Source organism: Pseudomonas sp. NY15463, assembly GCF_048068415.1.
GTDB lineage: Bacteria > Pseudomonadota > Gammaproteobacteria > Pseudomonadales > Pseudomonadaceae > Aquipseudomonas > Aquipseudomonas mosselii_C.
On the sequence record NZ_JBLUQD010000004.1, the window covers coordinates 90,770 to 108,256 of the forward strand.

The following is a 17,487-nucleotide window of genomic DNA, read 5'->3' on the forward strand; positions in this document are numbered from 1 at the left end:
ATCCGCTATGCGCCTGAACCTGAACCCATCGGAGAATCACCATGCTCAAGCAAGCCCTCGTCCTGGCCGCCCTGCTGTTGCCCGGCACCTATGCCAACGCCCACGAATACACCGCCGGTGATCTGCACATCGCCCACCCTTGGTCGCTGGCACTACCGCCCAACGCGCCTAATGTGGCTGCCTACTTCGTGGTGCACAACAACGGCAAGGTCGATGACCGCCTGCTCTCGGTGGATACCCCGATCAGCAGCGACGCGCAATTGCACGAGCACGCCATGACCGCTGGCGGCACCATGAAGATGCAGCAGGTGCCCAGCGTAACTGTGCCGGCCGGCAAGGACGTGACCTTCGCCCCGAGCGCCTACCACGTGATGATCCTGCAACCGAAGGACCGCAGCCTGCTGGCCGATGGCAAGCGCTTCCCGCTGACCCTGCACTTCGAGAAAGCCGGAGACATCACCGTCGACGTCGCCGTACAGCAGCAGCCGCCCGCCGAGCAGCAAGGTCACGCCCACACGCACTGACCTGACTGGCGCTCGCCATGAGCCTGTCGCGCAACAGCTCCGCCCGCAGCACCCGCCCTGATCGCAGGCGCGTCGGTGGCGGCTGGCTGAGTCTGTTCGCCATGTGGATGATCTTCATCGGACCACTGGTTTCCCAGTCCATGCCGATGGAGCACCACGCCAGCATGTCCATGCCGATGAGCATGGACATGCCCATGGAACATGCCCACGGCGACATGCATCACCCAGGTCACGGCAACGACGGCCAGCTGCATGTGATGTGGGAAAAGTGCGGGTACTGTAGCCTGCTGTTCAACTGCCCCGCCCTGCCCCAAACCCTCAGCCCGCTCAGCGCGGGCAGTGTGCTGCCACCCGCCACGCCCCTCTTCGCGACACGCCAGGGCCACGCCCGGCAGGCCGTGTTCCCCGGTGCGCGCAGCCGCGCGCCACCCCACTCGATCAGCGTCTAAAGCCCATACAGAACGCCCGGAGCCTACTGGCTCCGCGCCCGTGCCTTTCTGATCGACTGGAATCACTATGTCCAGCTGTACCTTTGTATCCGCGCGCGCGCTGCGCGGAACCCTCGCCGTGCTCTGCGGCTCGCTGCTCGCGCCCCTGGCCCTGGCCGACGACACCGGCCATGAAGGCCACGCGCCCGACGCCCCTGAACTGAGCCCGACGGTGATCACCGCCATCGCTCCCAGCGCTGCGCTGACCGTGGTCACCAACCCCAAGGACCCACGCCAGCCGGTGCCGGCCAGCGATGGCGCCGACTACCTCAAGACCATTCCCGGCTTCTCGGCGATCCGCGCAGGCGGCACCAACGGCGACCCGGTGCTGCGTGGCATGTTCGGCTCACGCCTGAACATCCTCACCAACGGCGGTGTGATGCTCGGCGCCTGCCCCAACCGCATGGACGCCCCGACCTCGTACATCTCGCCGGAAACCTACGACCGCCTCACCGTGATCAAAGGCCCGCAAAGCGTGATCTGGGGCCCTGGCGGTTCGGCGGGGACCGTGCTCTTCGAACGCGAACCGGAACAATTCGGCGAGCTGGGCAGCCGGGTCAATGCCAGCCTGATGGCAGGCTCCAACGGCCGCTTCGACAAAGTGCTCGACGCCGCCGCCGGCAACCACCTTGGCTACGTACGCTTCGTCGGCAACCAGTCGCACTCGGACGACTACGCCGATGGCAACGGCGACAGCGTGCCGTCGCGCTGGAACAAGTGGAACGGCGACGTCACCCTCGGCTGGACCCCCGACGCCGACACCCTGCTCGAACTGACCGCCGGCAAGGGCGATGGCGAGGCCCGCTACGCCGGGCGTGGCATGGACGGCTCGCAGTTCAAGCGCGAGAGCCTGGGCCTACGTTTCGAGAAGTCCAACCTCGGCGGCGTGCTCGACAAGCTCGAAGCGCAGCTCTACTACAACTACGCCGACCACGTGATGGACAACTACAGCCTGCGCACCCCGTCCGGCACCGGCATGATGGCAGGCCCCATGGCCGCCAACGTCGACCGCCGCACCCTCGGCGCACGGATCAAGGCCACCTGGCGCTGGGCCGACGTGCAACTGGTCAGCGGCCTCGACGCCCAGACCAACGAGCACCGCGCGCGCAGCGCCATGGGCGTCGATACCTATAAAGACGTGGCATGGGAGAAGGACGCCGACTTCCACAACTACGGGGTGTTCGGCGAACTTACCTGGTACGCCACCGGCAACGACCGGCTGATCACCGGCGCCCGCCTGGACCGCGCCTCGGCCAAGGATTACCGCGACGCCAGCGCCACTAACGGCAACACCCGCGCCGACACCTTGCCCAGCGGCTTCGTGCGCTACGAGCACGATCTTGCGGCACTGCCGGCGACCACCTACGTCGGCCTCGGCCATGCCCAGCGCTTCCCGGACTACTGGGAGCTGTTCTCGCCCGACCAGGGCCCGGCAGGCACCGTCAACGCCTTCGACAGCATCAAGCCAGAGAAGACCACCCAGCTGGACTTCGGTATCCAGTACCAAGGTGAACGCCTGGAAGCCTGGGCCTCGGGCTATGTCGGCCAGGTGCGTGACTACATCCTGTTCGACTATCGCACCGGGATGATGGGCATGAGCAGCACCCAGGCGCAGAACATCGACGCGCGCATCATGGGCGGCGAGCTGGGCGCGGCCTACGCGCTCAGCGAAAACTGGAAGGCCGACGCCACCCTGGCCTATGCCTGGGGCAAGAACAGCAGCGACGGCAAGGCTCTACCGCAGATGCCCCCGCTGGAAAGCCGCCTGGGCCTGACCTACAGCCGCGATGCCTGGAGCGTCGGCAGCCTGTGGCGGCTGGTCTCGGCGCAGAACCGCGTGGCCGAGAACCAGGGCAACGTGGTCGGCAAGGACTACCAGAAGAGCAGCGGCTTCGGCGTGTTCTCGCTCAACGGCGCCTACAAGGTCAACCGTAACCTCAAGCTCAGTGCGGGCGTCGATAACCTGTTCGACAAAACCTACGCCGAGCACCTCAACCTGGCCGGGAACGCCGGGTTCGGTTTCTCGTCCAGCGACCCACAACCGGTGAACGAGCCAGGCAGGACATTCTGGACCAAGGTCGATTTCAGCTTCTGACAACAACAACCGGGCGCGGGCCTGACCGCGCCCAACCTGGTCGAAATGCGAGGCTCCGATGAGCAAACCAAACGTGTCGTTCTACAACCTGGCGTGGCGCTGGCATTTCTATGCCGGGCTGTTCGTCGCGCCCTTCATGATCCTGCTGGCAATCACCGGGATCATCTACCTGTTCAAGCCGCAGCTCGACCCGCTGCTGTACCGCGACCTGATGGTGGTCGAGGCCGGCCATCACCGGCAGAGCGCCGATACCCTGCTGGCCTCCGTGCAGCAGGCGTATCCACAGGGCCACGTGGGTAAGTACCTGCCGCCACTGAACGCCGAGCGCAGCGCGCAGTTCGTGGTGCATGCCGGTGGTCGCGAGCTGAACGTGTTCGTCGACCCGTACAGCGCCAAGGTGCTGGGCGAGCAGGACGGCAAGCAGAACCTGCAAGCCATCGCCCGCGCCCTGCACGGCGAGCTGATGGTCGGCACCGTCGGTGATCGCCTGGTGGAATTGGCCGCTGGCTGGGGCATCGTGCTGGTGGTGTCAGGGCTTTACCTGTGGTGGCCGCGCGGGCGCAGCAGCGCGGGCGTACTGTGGCCGCGCCTGAGTGCCAGGGGGCGAGTGTTCTGGCGCGACCTGCATGCGGTCACCGGTTTCTGGGGCTCGGCTTTGTTGCTGCTGATGCTGATCAGCGGCATGACCTGGACCGGCTTGTGGGGCAAGCAGTACGCCGAGCTGTGGAATCGCTTTCCAGCTGCCATGTGGACCGACGTGCCCAAGTCCGACCGGCAGGCCGGCGAGCTGAACGAAGCACACCGCCAGACCGTGCCCTGGGCCCTGGAGAACACCCCGATGCCGGTGTCCGGCGCACACGCCGAACATGCCGGGCATCACATGGCCGACAGTGCACCGGCAGCGCCGCAGGTGAGCCTGCAACAGGTCGAGGATATCGCCACGCTGCGCAACGTCGAGCCGGGCTACAGCATCACCTTGCCGACCACTGCCGACGGCGTGTTCACCCTCGCGGTGTTCGCCGATGACCCTCGCAACGATGCAACGCTGCATGTGGACCAGTACACCGGCAAGGTGCTGGCCGATGTGCGCTGGCAAGACTACAGCACAGTGGCCCGCGCCACCGAGCTTGGGGTGATGCTGCATGAAGGGAAGATGTTCGGGCCGCTGAACCAGATCATCATCCTGCTGGTGTGCCTGATGATCCTGCTCGGTTCGGTGAGCGGCCTGGTGATGTGGTGGAAGCGCCGCCCGGCTGGCGGCCTCGGCGTACCGCCGCTGCGCCATGATCTGCCGCGTTGGAAGACCGCGGTGGCGGTGATGTTGGTGCTGGGCGTGGCGTTCCCGTTGGTGGGAGTGTCGATGGTCGTGATGTGGGTGGTCGACAGCCTGGTGCTTCGCCGTCGGGTGATGGTTCGGGCGTGAGATTGCCGGGGGCGCTTAGCGCCCCTTTCCGGCCGGTCCACAGGAGGTACGCGGCCCCTTGTAGGAGCGGCCTTGTGTCGCGAAAGGGCTGCAAAGCAGCCCCAGGATGCAGGAAGCAACCACCGACCCTCGCCATACGCTCAGTCAATCTGCACTGCCAACATCGTGTCGATCTGTCACGCCTCTATCTGGAACGGGCGTGTTAGCCTACCCGGCTAGTTCAGACAAGAAGACTGACACTCAACGGAATGCAGCCTATGACCCAACCCACGCCAACGCAGGCTGAAGACCAGCACCTGCAACGCAACCTGACTAACCGACACATCCAGCTCATCGCCATTGGCGGTGCCATCGGCACCGGCCTGTTCATGGGCTCTGGCAAGACCATCAGCTTGGCCGGCCCTTCGATCATCTTCGTCTACATGATCATCGGCTTCATGCTGTTCTTCGTCATGCGCGCCATGGGCGAGTTGCTGCTGTCGAATCTCAACTACAAGTCGTTCATCGACTTCTCCGCCGACCTGCTCGGCCCCTGGGCTGGTTACTTCACTGGCTGGACCTACTGGTTCTGCTGGGTCGTCACCGGCATCGCCGACGTGGTGGCGATCGCTGCCTACACCCAGTTCTGGTTCCCCGAGCTGCCGCAGTGGATACCCGCGCTGAGCTGCGTGGCGCTGCTGCTGTCGCTGAACCTGGTGACCGTCAAGCTGTTCGGCGAGATGGAGTTCTGGTTCGCGCTGATCAAGATCATCGCCATCCTCGGCCTGGTCGCCACCGGCCTGTACATGGTCATCACCGGCTTCCAGTCGCCCAGCGGCAACACCGCCTCGCTGGCCAACCTGTGGAGCGACGGCGGCATGTTCCCGCATGGCCTGATGGGCTTCTTCGCCGGCTTCCAGATCGCCGTGTTCGCCTTCGTCGGCATCGAGCTGGTCGGCACCACCGCTGCCGAAGCCAAGGACCCTGCACGCACTCTGCCACGGGCGATCAACTCCATCCCGATCCGCATCATCGTGTTCTACGTGCTGGCGCTGGTCGCGATCATGGCGGTCACCCCATGGCGCGATGTGGTGCCAGGCAAGAGCCCGTTCGTCGAGCTGTTCGTGCTGGCCGGCTTGCCGGCAGCGGCGAGCATCATCAACTTCGTGGTGCTGACCTCGGCAGCCTCGTCGGCCAACAGCGGCGTATTCTCCACCAGCCGCATGCTGTTCGGCCTCGCCCAGGAGGGCGATGCGCCCAAGGCGTTCGAAACCCTCTCGCGCCGCTCAGTGCCGGCCAACGGCCTGTACTTCTCCTGCGCCTGCCTGCTGCTGGGCGCGGTACTGATCTACCTGGTGCCGGACGTGGTCGAGGCATTCACCCTGGTGACCACGGTGTCGGCGGTGCTGTTCATGTTCGTCTGGACGCTGATCCTGCTGTCGTACCTGAGCTACCGGAAAAACCGCGCCGCGCTGCACCAAGCATCGAGCTACAAGATGCCCGGTGGGCGCTTGATGTGCTACGTGTGCCTGGTGTTCTTCGCCGGCATCCTGGTGCTGCTGAGCCTGGAAGCCGACACCCGCTCGGCGCTGGTGGTGACGCCGATCTGGTTCGTGATCCTGGCGGTGACCTATCAGTTCGTGCGCAGCAAGCGCCAGCCGCGTGCGGCATTGCGTGACGCCTCAGGCAACTGATCCAGCAATGGGGCTGCTTGCGCAGCCCTTCGCGGGTAAACCCGCTCCCACAGGATGCGCGCAGTCCAGGCTGTAGGAGCGGGCTTGTCCCGCGAAGGGCCGCACAGCGGCCCCTGCGGTTGTCAGCCTTGCTCCAACCCTTCGAGCACCGCCTCGGCCAGCGCCAGGCCTTTCTCCAGCGAGTTTTCCGTCGCCGTCAGCAAACTGCGCAACGGCTCATCCGCCTTTTCCAGTGCCGTGGCATTGGTCTCATACGCCGCCTTCAATGCCGCCACGGCGCACACCAGCGCATCCTCGCTATCGACCCCGGCATGCACCGAGAGCATCGGGGCGTGGGCGTGATTGCAGGTGCCGAACTGTGAACTGCCGGTGATAGGACGGGGTTTGCAAATGGCGGGGCTGGCCAGCGATTCCTGGTTCATGGGTGCACCTCGCGTTGGGCGGTGCACATGAGAGGTGCGCCAGCGACAGGCGCGAACGGTGGATCTGGAACGATCTTCTTGAGCATGGTGCATCTCCTTGCGGCTCTCTGTTGGTTAAGCCCCGTGCCCATACGCCAATAAGGGTGGACGGAGCCGTGCGGGTTGGCGTGCCGGACAGAGAGAGCCGGTGAGCCCGAAGGCTCCCACACACGGCTCCGCCCATAACGGGTGCAGCCATGCAGAGCACTGCTGAAAGTGCTCACTCTCTGTATCCGGGACGCCAATCCCGAACCGCAGAAACTACTGCGGTGCGGCACGGTACTCAAGTACCGCTTATGTGTCAAAAGTGTTCACCATACCCAGGCCCCAATCCTGTGCACGCCCAACGCGCAAGCACCATCGTGGACACGCAAAACGCCCCGATTCGTCGCACAGCCGCTCTATTGCGAGCTTTTCGCCGCCAGGCACAGCCCTTGCAATCTCCGTTTCAGCCAGCACCACAACAATCACATCGGAGTGAGCACATGAAGCGTCGCAGTCTGATCAAGGCCTTCACCCTTAGCGCATCCATCGCCGCGATGGGCCTGAGCTGGAGCATCCAGGCCGCCGAAACCATCAAGGTGGGCATCCTGCATTCGCTGTCGGGGACCATGGCGATTTCCGAGACGTCCCTCAAGGACATGGCGCTAATGACCATCGACGAAATCAACGCCAAGGGCGGGGTCAACGGCAAGCAACTCGAAGCGGTGGTGGTGGACCCGGCGTCCAACTGGCCACTGTTCGCCGAAAAGAGCCGCCAACTGCTGACCCAAGACAAGGTGGCAGTGGTGTTCGGCTGCTGGACCTCGGTGTCGCGCAAGTCGGTGCTGCCGGTGTTCGAAGAGCTCAACGGCCTGCTGTTCTACCCGGTGCAATATGAAGGCGAAGAGATGTCGCCTAACGTGTTCTACACCGGTGCCGCGCCCAACCAGCAGGCGATTCCGGCGGTGGAGTACCTGATGAGCGAAGACGGCGGCAGCGCCAAGCGCTTCTTCCTGCTGGGCACCGACTACGTCTACCCACGCACCACCAACAAGATCCTGCGCGCCTTCCTGCACAGCAAGGGCGTGGCGGACAAGGACATCGAAGAGGTCTACACCCCGTTCGGCCACGCCGACTACCAAACCATCGTCGCCAACATCAAGAAGTTCTCCGCAGGAGGCAAGACAGCGGTCATCTCCACGGTCAACGGCGACTCCAACGTGCCCTTCTACAAAGAGCTGGCCAACCAGGGCCTGAAGGCCACCGACGTGCCGGTGGTGGCGTTCTCGGTCGGCGAAGAAGAGCTGCGCGGTATCGACACCAAGCCGTTGGTGGGGCACCTGGCGGCGTGGAACTACTTCGAGTCGGTGGAGAACCCGGTCAACCAGAAATTCGTCGCTGACTGGAAGGCCTACGCCAAGGCCAAAGGCCTGCCGGGCGCCGACAAGGCGGTAACCAACGACCCGATGGAAGCGACCTACGTGGGCATCCACATGTGGGCGCAGGCAGTCGAGAAAGCCAAGTCCACCGATGTCGACAAGGTGCGCGAGGCGCTGGCCGGGCAGAGCTTCAAGGCCCCATCCGGGTTCACCCTGACCATGGACAAGACCAACCACCACCTGCACAAGCCGGTGATGATCGGCGAAATCCAGGACGACGGGCAGTTCAGCGTGGTGTGGCAGACCGAGGAACCACTGCGCGCGCAGCCTTGGAGCCCGTTCATTCCGGGGAATGACAAGCGGCCGGATTATGCGGTGAAAGGTAACTGAGTGACTGGGGCCGCTGCGCGGCCCATTCGCGGGTAAACCCGCTCCCACAGGTATCGAGCCAGCCCTGAAAGCTGCACACAACCTGTGGGAGCGGGTTTACCCGCGAAGAATCCACCGCCGATTTCCAGGATTGAACGCATGCTCAGACTCCTGCTGACATTACTGCTGCTATTGCCCCTGGCCACCCACGCCAGCGAGGGCGAATTCTTCCTCACCGCCAAGCCCGCCGAGCAAGCCCGCCTGCTCGAAGGCTGGGCGGCGCAACCCGACCCCGCGCGCCTGGCGCTGCTGGAAAACCTGCGCCAAGGCCGTATCGCCGAAGGCGACACGCGCAAACTGCGCCTGAACAACCGCCTGCGCGCACTGATAGACAACGCCCTGGCCAGCCATCAACTGCACAGTGAACAGGCCAGCGTGCGCCTGGCCGCTGCGCAGCAACTGCAAAAAAGCGCACAGCCGGCGCAAATGGCTGTGCTCGACCGACGCTATGCCAGCGAACCGGACGCCGCTGTCCACGCAGCCCTCGGCCTGGCCCTAGCCAATCTGCAACTGGGCGCCAGCGAGCCTGGCGTACGCCTGGCCGCCGTGCGCCTGCTCGGCGAAACCGGCGACCCACTGGCCCGCACCCGCCTCGAAGCGCTGCTGCAACCAGGCGCCGAAACCGATGCAGCCGTGCGCACCGCCGCCGAAACCAGCCTGGCCCAGGTGCAGCGCAAGTTGCTGCTCGGCGAACTGCTCGGCCAGGCGTTCAGCGGCTTGTCACTGGGCTCGATCCTGCTGCTCGCGGCGCTGGGCCTGGCGATTACCTTCGGCCTGCTCGGGGTGATCAACATGGCCCACGGCGAGATGCTCATGCTCGGCGCCTACAGCACCTACATGGTCCAGGTACTGGTACAGCGCTACGCCCCCGGCGCCATCGAGTTCTACCCGCTGATCGCCCTGCCGGTGGCCTTCGCCGTCAGTGCCGGCGTCGGCATGGCCCTGGAGCGCACGGTGATCCGCCATCTGTATGGCCGACCACTGGAAACCCTGCTGGCCACCTGGGGGATCAGCCTGATCCTGATCCAGGCCGTGCGCCTGATCTTCGGCGCGCAGAACGTCGAGGTGAGCAACCCGGCGTGGCTGTCTGGCGGCATCCAGCTGCTGCCCAACCTGGTGCTGCCCTACAACCGTGTGGTGATCATCGGCTTCGCCCTGGCCGTGGTGCTGCTCACCTGGCTGCTGCTCAACCGCACGCGGCTGGGCCTGAACGTGCGCGCGGTGACCCAGAACCGCAACATGGCCGCCTGCTGCGGCGTGTCCACCGGGCGTGTCGACATGCTCGCCTTCGGACTCGGCTCGGGCATCGCCGGGCTCGGTGGCGTGGCCCTGAGCCAAGTCGGCAACGTCGGCCCGGACCTGGGCCAGAGCTACATCATCGACTCGTTCCTGGTGGTAGTGCTCGGCGGCGTCGGGCAACTGGCCGGCAGCCTCTGGGCAGCTTTCGGGCTAGGCATCGCCAATAAATTGCTGGAGCCGCAGATCGGTGCGGTGCTCGGCAAGATCCTCATCCTTGCGCTGATCATTTTGTTCATCCAGAAGCGTCCGCAAGGCCTGTTCGCACTCAAGGGACGGGTGATCGACTGATGAACCAGCCACTGATCGTCACCGCTGTACACAAAGCCGGACCGCGTCTCACCCTGGCCCTCGGCACTGCCGTCGTGCTGGTGCTCCTGGCCTTGCCGTTGCTGTCGCTGCTGCCTGATGGGCACACGCTGCAGGTCTCGGCCTACACCCTCACGCTGGTGGGCAAGATCCTCTGCTACGCCATCGTCGCCCTGGCCCTGGACCTGGTCTGGGGCTACGCCGGGATGCTGTCGCTGGGGCATGGCCTGTTCTTCGCCCTCGGCGGCTATGCCATGGGCATGTACCTGATGCGCCAGGCCGCTGGCGACGGGCTGCCGGGGTTCATGACCTTCCTGTCGTGGAGCGAGTTACCCTGGTACTGGACCGGCACCCAGCACTTCGCCTGGGCCCTGTGCCTAGTGGTGCTGGCACCAGGGCTGTTGGCCCTGGTGTTTGGCTTCTTCGCCTTCCGTTCGCGGATCAAGGGCGTGTACTTCTCGATCATGACCCAGGCCCTGACCTTTGCCGCCATGCTGCTGTTCTTTCGCAACGAGACCGGCTTTGGCGGCAACAACGGCTTCACCAGCTTTCGTACCCTCCTGGGTTTCGAGATCGCAGCGCCTGGCACTCGGGCGGTGCTGTTCAGCCTCACCGTGCTGTTGCTGCTGGGCAGCCTGTACCTGTGCTGGCGCCTGACCCAGAGCAAGTTCGGGCGCCTGCTCACCGCCGTGCGCGACGCCGAGAACCGGCTGATGTTCTGCGGCTACGACCCGCGCGGCTTCAAGCTGCTGGTGTGGGTGCTCAGTGCCGTGCTGTGTGGCCTGGCGGGCGCCTTGTACGTGCCTCAGGTGGGCATCATCAACCCCAGTGAAATGTCGCCGACCAACTCCATCGAGGCGGCGGTGTGGGTGGCCCTCGGCGGGCGCGGCACGTTGATCGGCCCGCTGCTCGGCGCAGGCCTGGTCAATGGCATGAAGAGCTGGTTCACCGTGGCGTTCCCGGAGTTCTGGCTGTTCTTCCTCGGTGCACTGTTCATCGTCGTCACCCTGTACCTGCCCAAGGGCGTGGTGGGCCTGGTGAAGAAAAGGAGCCAGCCATGAGAGGCGTTCCCCCCGTACATCCCGAGTTCATGCTGGAGCCGGTGTTCGACAACCTCGGCACCAGCCGCGACGCCATCGGCCTGGGCCAGGCACGCAAAGCCGGGCTCGATACGCGCCATGGCACGGTGCTGAGCCTTGAGGACATCAGCGTCAGTTTCGACGGTTTCAAGGCCCTCAACGCCCTGAACCTGTACATCGGCGTGGGCGAGCTGCGCTGCATCATCGGCCCCAACGGTGCGGGCAAGACCACCCTGATGGACGTGATCACCGGTAAGACGCGTCCCGACACCGGCAGCGCCTATTTCGGCGAGACCCTCGACCTTACGCGCATGAGCGAGTACCAGATCGCGCAGGCCGGGGTCGGTCGCAAATTCCAGAAGCCCACGGTGTTCGAGGCGCTGAGCGTGTTCGAGAACCTCGAACTGGCATTGAAGACCGACAAGTCGGTGTGGGCCAGCCTCCTAGCGCGTCCGCGCGCCGAGCAACGCCAGCGCATCGAGGAGGTGCTCGGCACCCTGCGCCTGCTGCCGTTGGCCCAGCGCCAGGCCGGGTTGCTGTCGCATGGGCAGAAGCAGTTCCTGGAAATCGGCATGTTGCTGGTGCAGGAGCCGCAATTGCTGCTGTTGGACGAGCCGGTGGCGGGCATGACCGACGCCGAGACCGAATTCACTGCCGAACTGTTCAGGTCGCTGGCGGGCAAGCACTCGCTGATGGTGGTGGAGCACGACATGGGCTTCGTCGGCAGCATCGCCGACCATGTGACGGTGCTGCACCAGGGCAGCGTGCTGGCGGAGGGATCGCTGGCCCAGGTGCAGGCGGATGAGCGGGTGGTAGAGGTGTATCTGGGCCGCTAGACATGCATCTCTGTGCCGGCCTCTTCGCGGGTAAACCCGCTCCCACAGGTTAGGTGCAGACCCCAAGAGCAGCGCCGACTCTGTGGGAGCGGGTTTACCCGCGAATGGGCCGGCACGGGTAAAACAGACTCTCCAGGAAGCACACATGCTCAAGATCGACACCCTGCACCAGTACTACGGCGGCAGCCACATCCTGCGCGGCCTCTCGTTCGAGGCTAAGATCGGCGAGGTCACCTGCCTGCTCGGGCGCAACGGCGTGGGCAAGACCACCCTGCTGCGCTGCCTGATGGGCTTGTTGCCGGCCCGCGACGGGCGCATGGAGTGGGAAGGCAAGCCGATCACCCACCTCAAGCCCCAGCAGCGCGTGCACGCCGGCATCGCCTACGTGCCCCAGGGCCGCGAGATCTTCCCGCGCCTGACGGTGGAGGAGAACCTGTTGATGGGCCTGTCGCGTTTCGCGGCGCATGAGGCGCGCGAGGTCCCGGCGTTCATCTACGCGCTGTTCCCGGTGCTGGAGCAGATGAAACAGCGCCGGGGCGGCGATCTGTCCGGCGGCCAGCAGCAACAACTGGCTATCGGCCGGGCCTTGGCCAGCCGTCCACGCCTGCTGATCCTCGACGAACCAACCGAAGGTATCCAGCCCTCGGTCATCAAGGAAATCGGCGCGGTGATCCGCAAACTGGCTGACCGTGGCGACATGGCCATCCTGCTGGTGGAGCAGTTCTACGACTTCGCAGAGGAACTGGCCGACCAATACCTGGTAATGGCCCGTGGCGAAATCATCCAGCGTGGGCGTGGCGAAAACATGCAGGCTGAGGGTGTGCGCGGGCTGGTTACCATTTAATCTGCACCGACCCTTTCTGCGAGACGCTGTCATGAGTTACCCGATCCGCGATGCCCTGCCCACCGACCTGCCGGGTATCCTCGACATCTACAACGACGCCGTGCGCCACACCACGGCGATCTGGAACCAAACCCCGGTAGACCTGGCCAACCGCCAGACCTGGTTCGAGGCGCGCGCACAACAGGGCTATCCGATCCTGGTGGCGGTGGATGCCACGGGTGTACTGGGTTACGCCTCGTTCGGCGATTGGCGACCATTCGAAGGTTTCCGGCTGACCGTGGAGCATTCGGTGTATGTGCGTGCCGACCAACGCGGCAAGGGCCTGGGCCCGGTGCTGATGGCCGCGCTGATCGAGCGGGCCCGGGATTGCGGCAAGCATGTGATGGTAGCGGCGATCGAGAGCGGTAACGCGGCGTCGATACGCCTGCATGAGCGCCAAGGCTTCGTGGTGACCGGGCAGATGGCGCAGGTGGGGGTGAAGTTCGGGCGCTGGCTGGATTTGACCTTCATGCAGTTGGTGCTCAATCCTGGGGCTGAGCCAGGCTAAAGACCTACCCACCTCTAACCTGCAATGCACGCCCCTTGTAGGAGCGGCCTTGTGCCGCTCTCATAGAACTACACATAACTTGTTGATTTAGAAGGAATCTGTGGGAGCGGGCTTGCCCGCGAACACCGGCAAAGCCGGTGCCATACACCGAGTCGCCTGCTTCGCGGGCAAGTCGGGGCGCCGAACCGCCGCTCCCACAGGGTACGCGGAGCGCTTGCGAAATCAGTTCTCTGCGCGACAGCGCAGCCCAAAGGGCTGGGTGATCTCCTACACGAGCCAGCGGGCGGTTACATCTGGGTGAACCGGCCCAGCCGCTGGCGCAGCATGCTGTTCTCGCTGCGCAGTTGCTGCACCTCTTCCAGCAACTCAAGCGCCAGGGCCACCCCTTCCCATTCAAGCTCCAGCTCTTGATGCAGCTTGACCGCGCGCTTCAAGGTCACCGGCGCACGGTCGTCGAACAGCCACTCCTCAGGCGTTCGCCCCAATGGTTCAACGATGCCGTGTTCGACGATTTCGATCACGCAGTCGGCCGTGAGGTCGGCTTCCTGGCAGAGGGTTCGCATGTCCAGTTGAACGATCAGGGTGCTGCTCATGGTCACTTACTCCATTGAGTCCTCGGATTGAATGCGGCTTTCTCGGAGAGCTTGGTCCACAACTCACGTGCATCGGCATCGGACTGGGGTGGCATCACCACCTTGAGCTGGGCGTACAGGTCGCCGCGCTCGCCCTGCTTGTTCAGCAGCCCCATGCCCTTGACGCGCAGGCGCTGGCCGCTCTGGCTATCGGGGCGAATGGTCAGGTTGATCTTGCCGGTCAGCGTCGGCACCGCCACCTTGGCGCCCAAGGCCGCTTCCCACGGCGCCAGCGGCACGGTGATGATCAGGTCATGGCCTTCGACATCGAACTGCGGGTGCGGCGCCATGCGAATGGTCAGGAACAGGTCGCCATTCGCGCCACCGCCCACACCCGGCGCGCCCTGGCCCTTCAGGCGAATGCGCTCGCCATCGGTGACCCCAGCGGGGATCTTCACGTTCAGGGTCTTGGTGGTGAACCCGGTGCGCTGGCCCGCCGCGTTGGTTTGCGGCACCTGGAAGCTGATCTGCTTGGACTCCTTGTTCAGGGTCTCTTCGAGAAACACCGCCAGTTCCAGTTCCACATCCTGCCCCCGCCGACCGGCGCTGCGTTGCTGACGAGCGCCGCCGAACGGGTTGCCGCCCCGGCTGCCGAAGATCGAACTGAAGAAATCGGAGAAGTCACCGCCTTCGAAGCCGCCACCATTGCCACCGCGGCCCTGCCAGCCAGGCGGGGCCTGGAACGGCCGGCCATGCTGGCCGCCGTACTTGCGAATCTCGTCGTACTCGGCGCGCTTGTCCTTGTCACCAAGCACCTCGTAGGCCTCGTTGGCCTCCTTGAACTTGTCCTCGGCGCCGCTCTCCTTGCTCACGTCGGGGTGATACTTGCGCGCGAGCTTGCGGTACGCGGCCTTGATCGCCTTCTCGTCCGCGCCCGGCTCGACGCCGAGTATCTTGTAGTAGTCTTTGAAGTCCATGGATGGATCACCAGTAAGAATGTGCGTATTGCTGCTGAAGATTGGGGTCAAGCATAGCCTTTCAAGGTCGCCTCGCACCTGCGCCAAGACAGACGACCGGTCTTGATTTAGTCGGCAACTGGCATAAACTGCGCGGCCGTTTTGCCTCCGGAAGCTTTCGCAAATGTCTGACGTATCCCCGGCCCGTGCCCTTGGTATCGACTTCGGCACCTCCAACTCCACGGTCGGCTGGCACCGCGAGGGCACCTCGTCGCTGATTGCCCTGGAAGACGGCAAGATCACCCTGCCCTCGGTGGTGTTCTTCAACATCGAGGAACGTCGCCCGGTGTACGGCCGCCAGGCGCTGCACGAGTACCTGGAAGGCTACGAAGGCCGCCTGATGCGCTCGCTCAAAAGCCTTTTGGGCTCCAAGCTGATCAAGCACGACACCAGCGTGCTGGGCAGCGCCCTGCCGTTCAAGGATCTGCTGGGCATGTTCATCGGCGAGCTGAAAAAGCGCGCCGAGGCCAGTGCCCAGCGCAGCTTCGACCAGGTGGTGCTAGGCCGCCCGGTGTTCTTCGTCGACGAAGACCCGGCTGCCGACCAGGAGGCCGAGGATACCCTGGCTGACGTGGCCCGCAAGATCGGCTTCAAGGATGTCTCGTTCCAGTACGAACCCATCGCTGCGGCGTTCGACTACGAGTCGGGCATCAGCCGCGAAGAACTGGTACTGATTGTCGATATCGGCGGCGGCACCTCGGACTTTACCCTGATCCGCCTGTCGCCAGAGCGCCATTTGCTGGACGAGCGCCAGGACGACATTCTCGCCACCGGCGGCGTGCACATCGGCGGCACCGATTTCGACAAGCAACTGAGCCTGCAAGGCGTGATGCCTCTGTTCGGCTACGGCAGCCGCATGAAGAGCGGCGCGCTTATGCCTACCAGCTACCACCTCAACCTGGCGACCTGGCACACCATCAACGCCCTGTACGCGCAAAAGTCGCAGCTGGCCTTGGGCAGCATGCGCTATGACATCGAGGACACGCAGGGCATCGACCGTCTGTTCAACCTGATCGAACAGCGCGCCGGGCACTGGCTGGCGATGGAAGTCGAGGCCAGCAAGATCGAGCTGACCGACCGCGACAGCCGCCGTATCGACTTGGGCCGGGTAGAGCCGGAGTTGGCCGCCGAGCTGACGCGGGCGCTGTTCGAAGAGGCCATCGACGGCCTGCTCGAACGCGTACGCGGGAGTGTGACCGAGCTGCTGGCCAAGGCTGGTGTGAGCGAGGGGCAGGTGGACACGGTGTTCTTCACCGGCGGCTCCAGCGGCATCCCGGCGCTGCGCAACAGCGTGGCGGCGATGCTGCCCAATGCACGGCATGTCGAAGGCAATATCTTCGGCAGCATCGGTAGCGGGCTGGCGATCGAGGCGCGCAAGCGTTACGGCGCCTGAGGGCGCAGCTGCAAGCTTCAAGTAAAAGCAGATCTGCGAACTGCCGACATCTGCTTTTACTTGCAGTTTGAGGCTTGCAGCTTGCCGCTCCTCAAACCAACTCCATGCGCCTCAACTCACTCTTGAGGTAGGCATAGTAGATCGGCCCCGCCACGACACCTGGCAGGCCGAACGCCGCCTCACACACCAACATCGCCAGCAGCAGCTCCCACGACTTGGCGCGAATCTGCCCACCGACGATCCGTGCGTTGAGGAAATACTCGACCTTGTGGATCACGATCAGGTAGCCCAGCGCCGCCGCCGCCACCCACAACGACAACGACAAACCCACGATAGTGATCAGGGTGTTGGACATCAGGTTACCGATTACCGGCAACAGTCCGAGCAGGAACGTCAGCACGATCAGCGTCTTGGTGAGCGGCAGGTGCACACCGAACAGCGGCAAGACCACCGCCAGGAACACCCCGGTGAAGGCGGTGTTGAGCAGCGAGATCTTGATCTGCGCGAAAACGATGTTGCGAAACGCCTGCACCAACAGGTTCAAGCGCTCGAACAACGCGGCCGCCAGCGGCTTGCGCCGGGACACGTCGGGGATGCGCTGCAAGGCGATGATCGCACCGAGGATCATGCCGATCAGCAAGGTGACGAACATGTGCGCCATGCCCTTGCCTACCAACTGAAGGTCGCTCAGGTGGCTCTTGATCCAGTCGCCAATGGCCACCTTGAACTCCGCCGCGCTGGCCGGCAGATAGCCTTCGATAAACGGCGGCAACTGACCACGGGCGCGCTCCACCAACGCCATGAACTTGTCCAGCGAAGCGCCGGGATTCTCGGCCTCGTGCAACAGGAAGCTGAATGCCCCGGCGATCAGCAGGGTCAAGGTACTGACCACCAGCGTGCCGAGCAGCGCCACCGCCAGCCAACGCGCGCGCTGCCCGGCGATCAGCGGTTGCAGACGCGGGGTAAGCATGTTGACCAGTTCGAACACAAGCAGCCCGGCCAGCAGGCTGGGCAGCAACTTCAGGGGCAGGGCCAGCAACAGCCCGGCCATGACGATCAGCAGGCTGGCAAGGGTGATCTGGCGGGGGGTGAAGGTCATACAGCCTCGACGGCAGACAGCAGAAAGAATCGCAGTCTGCCA

General features: G+C 64.4%; 16 protein-coding genes. 12 read left to right on the plus strand and 4 right to left on the minus strand.

Annotated features, from left to right (window positions below; genetic code table 11):
- The first annotated feature begins 41 nt into the window (after window positions 1-41).
- From ACNFIC_RS11195 to cycA, 5 genes are all read left to right on the plus strand, one after another.
- Complete coding sequence (locus ACNFIC_RS11195; protein ID WP_416781018.1) at window positions 42-524, plus strand: copper chaperone PCu(A)C; 483 nt, start codon at window positions 42-44, stop codon at window positions 522-524.
- 17 nt (window positions 525-541) lie between these two features.
- Window positions 542-973 (plus strand): DUF2946 domain-containing protein, encoded by a 432-nt coding sequence (locus ACNFIC_RS11200; protein ID WP_138221198.1) that lies wholly within the window; start codon window positions 542-544, stop codon window positions 971-973.
- 67 nt (window positions 974-1,040) lie between these two features.
- On the plus strand, window positions 1,041-3,107 hold the full coding sequence (locus ACNFIC_RS11205) for a TonB-dependent copper receptor (RefSeq protein WP_416781019.1): 2,067 nt from the start codon (window positions 1,041-1,043) through the stop codon (window positions 3,105-3,107).
- 58 nt (window positions 3,108-3,165) lie between these two features.
- Window positions 3,166-4,530 (plus strand): PepSY-associated TM helix domain-containing protein, encoded by a 1,365-nt coding sequence (locus ACNFIC_RS11210; RefSeq protein ID WP_416781020.1) that lies wholly within the window; start codon window positions 3,166-3,168, stop codon window positions 4,528-4,530.
- A gap of 257 nt (window positions 4,531-4,787) precedes the next feature.
- Complete coding sequence (gene cycA, locus ACNFIC_RS11215; protein ID WP_138221195.1) at window positions 4,788-6,203, plus strand: D-serine/D-alanine/glycine transporter; 1,416 nt, start codon at window positions 4,788-4,790, stop codon at window positions 6,201-6,203.
- Between the two features lie 122 nt (window positions 6,204-6,325).
- Here the strand turns inward: cycA and ACNFIC_RS11220 are convergent, their stop codons facing one another.
- Window positions 6,326-6,625 (minus strand): hypothetical protein, encoded by a 300-nt coding sequence (locus ACNFIC_RS11220; RefSeq protein ID WP_138221194.1) that lies wholly within the window; start codon window positions 6,623-6,625, stop codon window positions 6,326-6,328.
- 524 nt (window positions 6,626-7,149) lie between these two features.
- Here ACNFIC_RS11220 and urtA point away from each other — a divergent pair.
- The 6 genes from urtA (at window position 7,150) to ACNFIC_RS11250 (ending at window position 13,365) form a co-directional block, all read left to right on the plus strand.
- Window positions 7,150-8,415 carry an urea ABC transporter substrate-binding protein gene (urtA, locus tag ACNFIC_RS11225; RefSeq protein WP_138221193.1) on the plus strand — a complete coding sequence of 422 codons (1,266 nt, stop codon included), beginning with the start codon at window positions 7,150-7,152 and terminating at the stop codon, window positions 8,413-8,415.
- Window positions 8,416-8,553: 138 nt separating this feature from the next.
- A complete protein-coding gene (gene urtB / locus ACNFIC_RS11230) occupies window positions 8,554-10,041 on the plus strand; it encodes an urea ABC transporter permease subunit UrtB (protein ID WP_416781021.1) in 1,488 nt (495 codons plus the stop codon).
- A complete protein-coding gene (urtC, locus tag ACNFIC_RS11235; protein WP_416781022.1) occupies window positions 10,041-11,120 on the plus strand; it encodes an urea ABC transporter permease subunit UrtC in 1,080 nt (359 codons plus the stop codon). Before urtB ends, urtC begins: the two co-directional genes overlap by 1 nt.
- Window positions 11,117-11,974 carry an urea ABC transporter ATP-binding protein UrtD gene (gene urtD / locus ACNFIC_RS11240; protein ID WP_138221190.1) on the plus strand — a complete coding sequence of 286 codons (858 nt, stop codon included), beginning with the start codon at window positions 11,117-11,119 and terminating at the stop codon, window positions 11,972-11,974. Before urtC ends, urtD begins: the two co-directional genes overlap by 4 nt.
- Window positions 11,975-12,119: 145 nt before the next feature.
- On the plus strand, window positions 12,120-12,818 hold the full coding sequence (gene urtE, locus ACNFIC_RS11245) for an urea ABC transporter ATP-binding subunit UrtE (protein ID WP_138221189.1): 699 nt from the start codon (window positions 12,120-12,122) through the stop codon (window positions 12,816-12,818).
- 31 nt (window positions 12,819-12,849) lie between these two features.
- On the plus strand, window positions 12,850-13,365 hold the full coding sequence (locus tag ACNFIC_RS11250; RefSeq protein WP_416781023.1) for a GNAT family N-acetyltransferase: 516 nt from the start codon (window positions 12,850-12,852) through the stop codon (window positions 13,363-13,365).
- A gap of 287 nt (window positions 13,366-13,652) precedes the next feature.
- On the opposite strand, the gene ACNFIC_RS11255 is transcribed toward ACNFIC_RS11250, so the two are convergent.
- Entirely contained in the window at window positions 13,653-13,958 is a 306-nt protein-coding gene (locus ACNFIC_RS11255) for a chaperone modulator CbpM (protein ID WP_138221187.1), read from the minus strand.
- Between the two features lie 2 nt (window positions 13,959-13,960).
- Entirely contained in the window at window positions 13,961-14,914 is a 954-nt protein-coding gene (gene cbpA, locus ACNFIC_RS11260; protein ID WP_138221186.1) for a curved DNA-binding protein, read from the minus strand.
- A gap of 163 nt (window positions 14,915-15,077) precedes the next feature.
- Here cbpA and ACNFIC_RS11265 point away from each other — a divergent pair, with 163 nt between their 5' ends.
- Complete coding sequence (locus ACNFIC_RS11265; RefSeq protein WP_138221185.1) at window positions 15,078-16,346, plus strand: Hsp70 family protein; 1,269 nt, start codon at window positions 15,078-15,080, stop codon at window positions 16,344-16,346.
- 91 nt (window positions 16,347-16,437) lie between these two features.
- Here ACNFIC_RS11265 and ACNFIC_RS11270 read toward each other — a convergent pair whose 3' ends face one another.
- Window positions 16,438-17,445, minus strand: coding sequence for an AI-2E family transporter (locus ACNFIC_RS11270; RefSeq protein WP_138221184.1), 1,008 nt, complete (start codon window positions 17,443-17,445; stop codon window positions 16,438-16,440).
- Window positions 17,446-17,487: the final 42 nt, after the last annotated feature.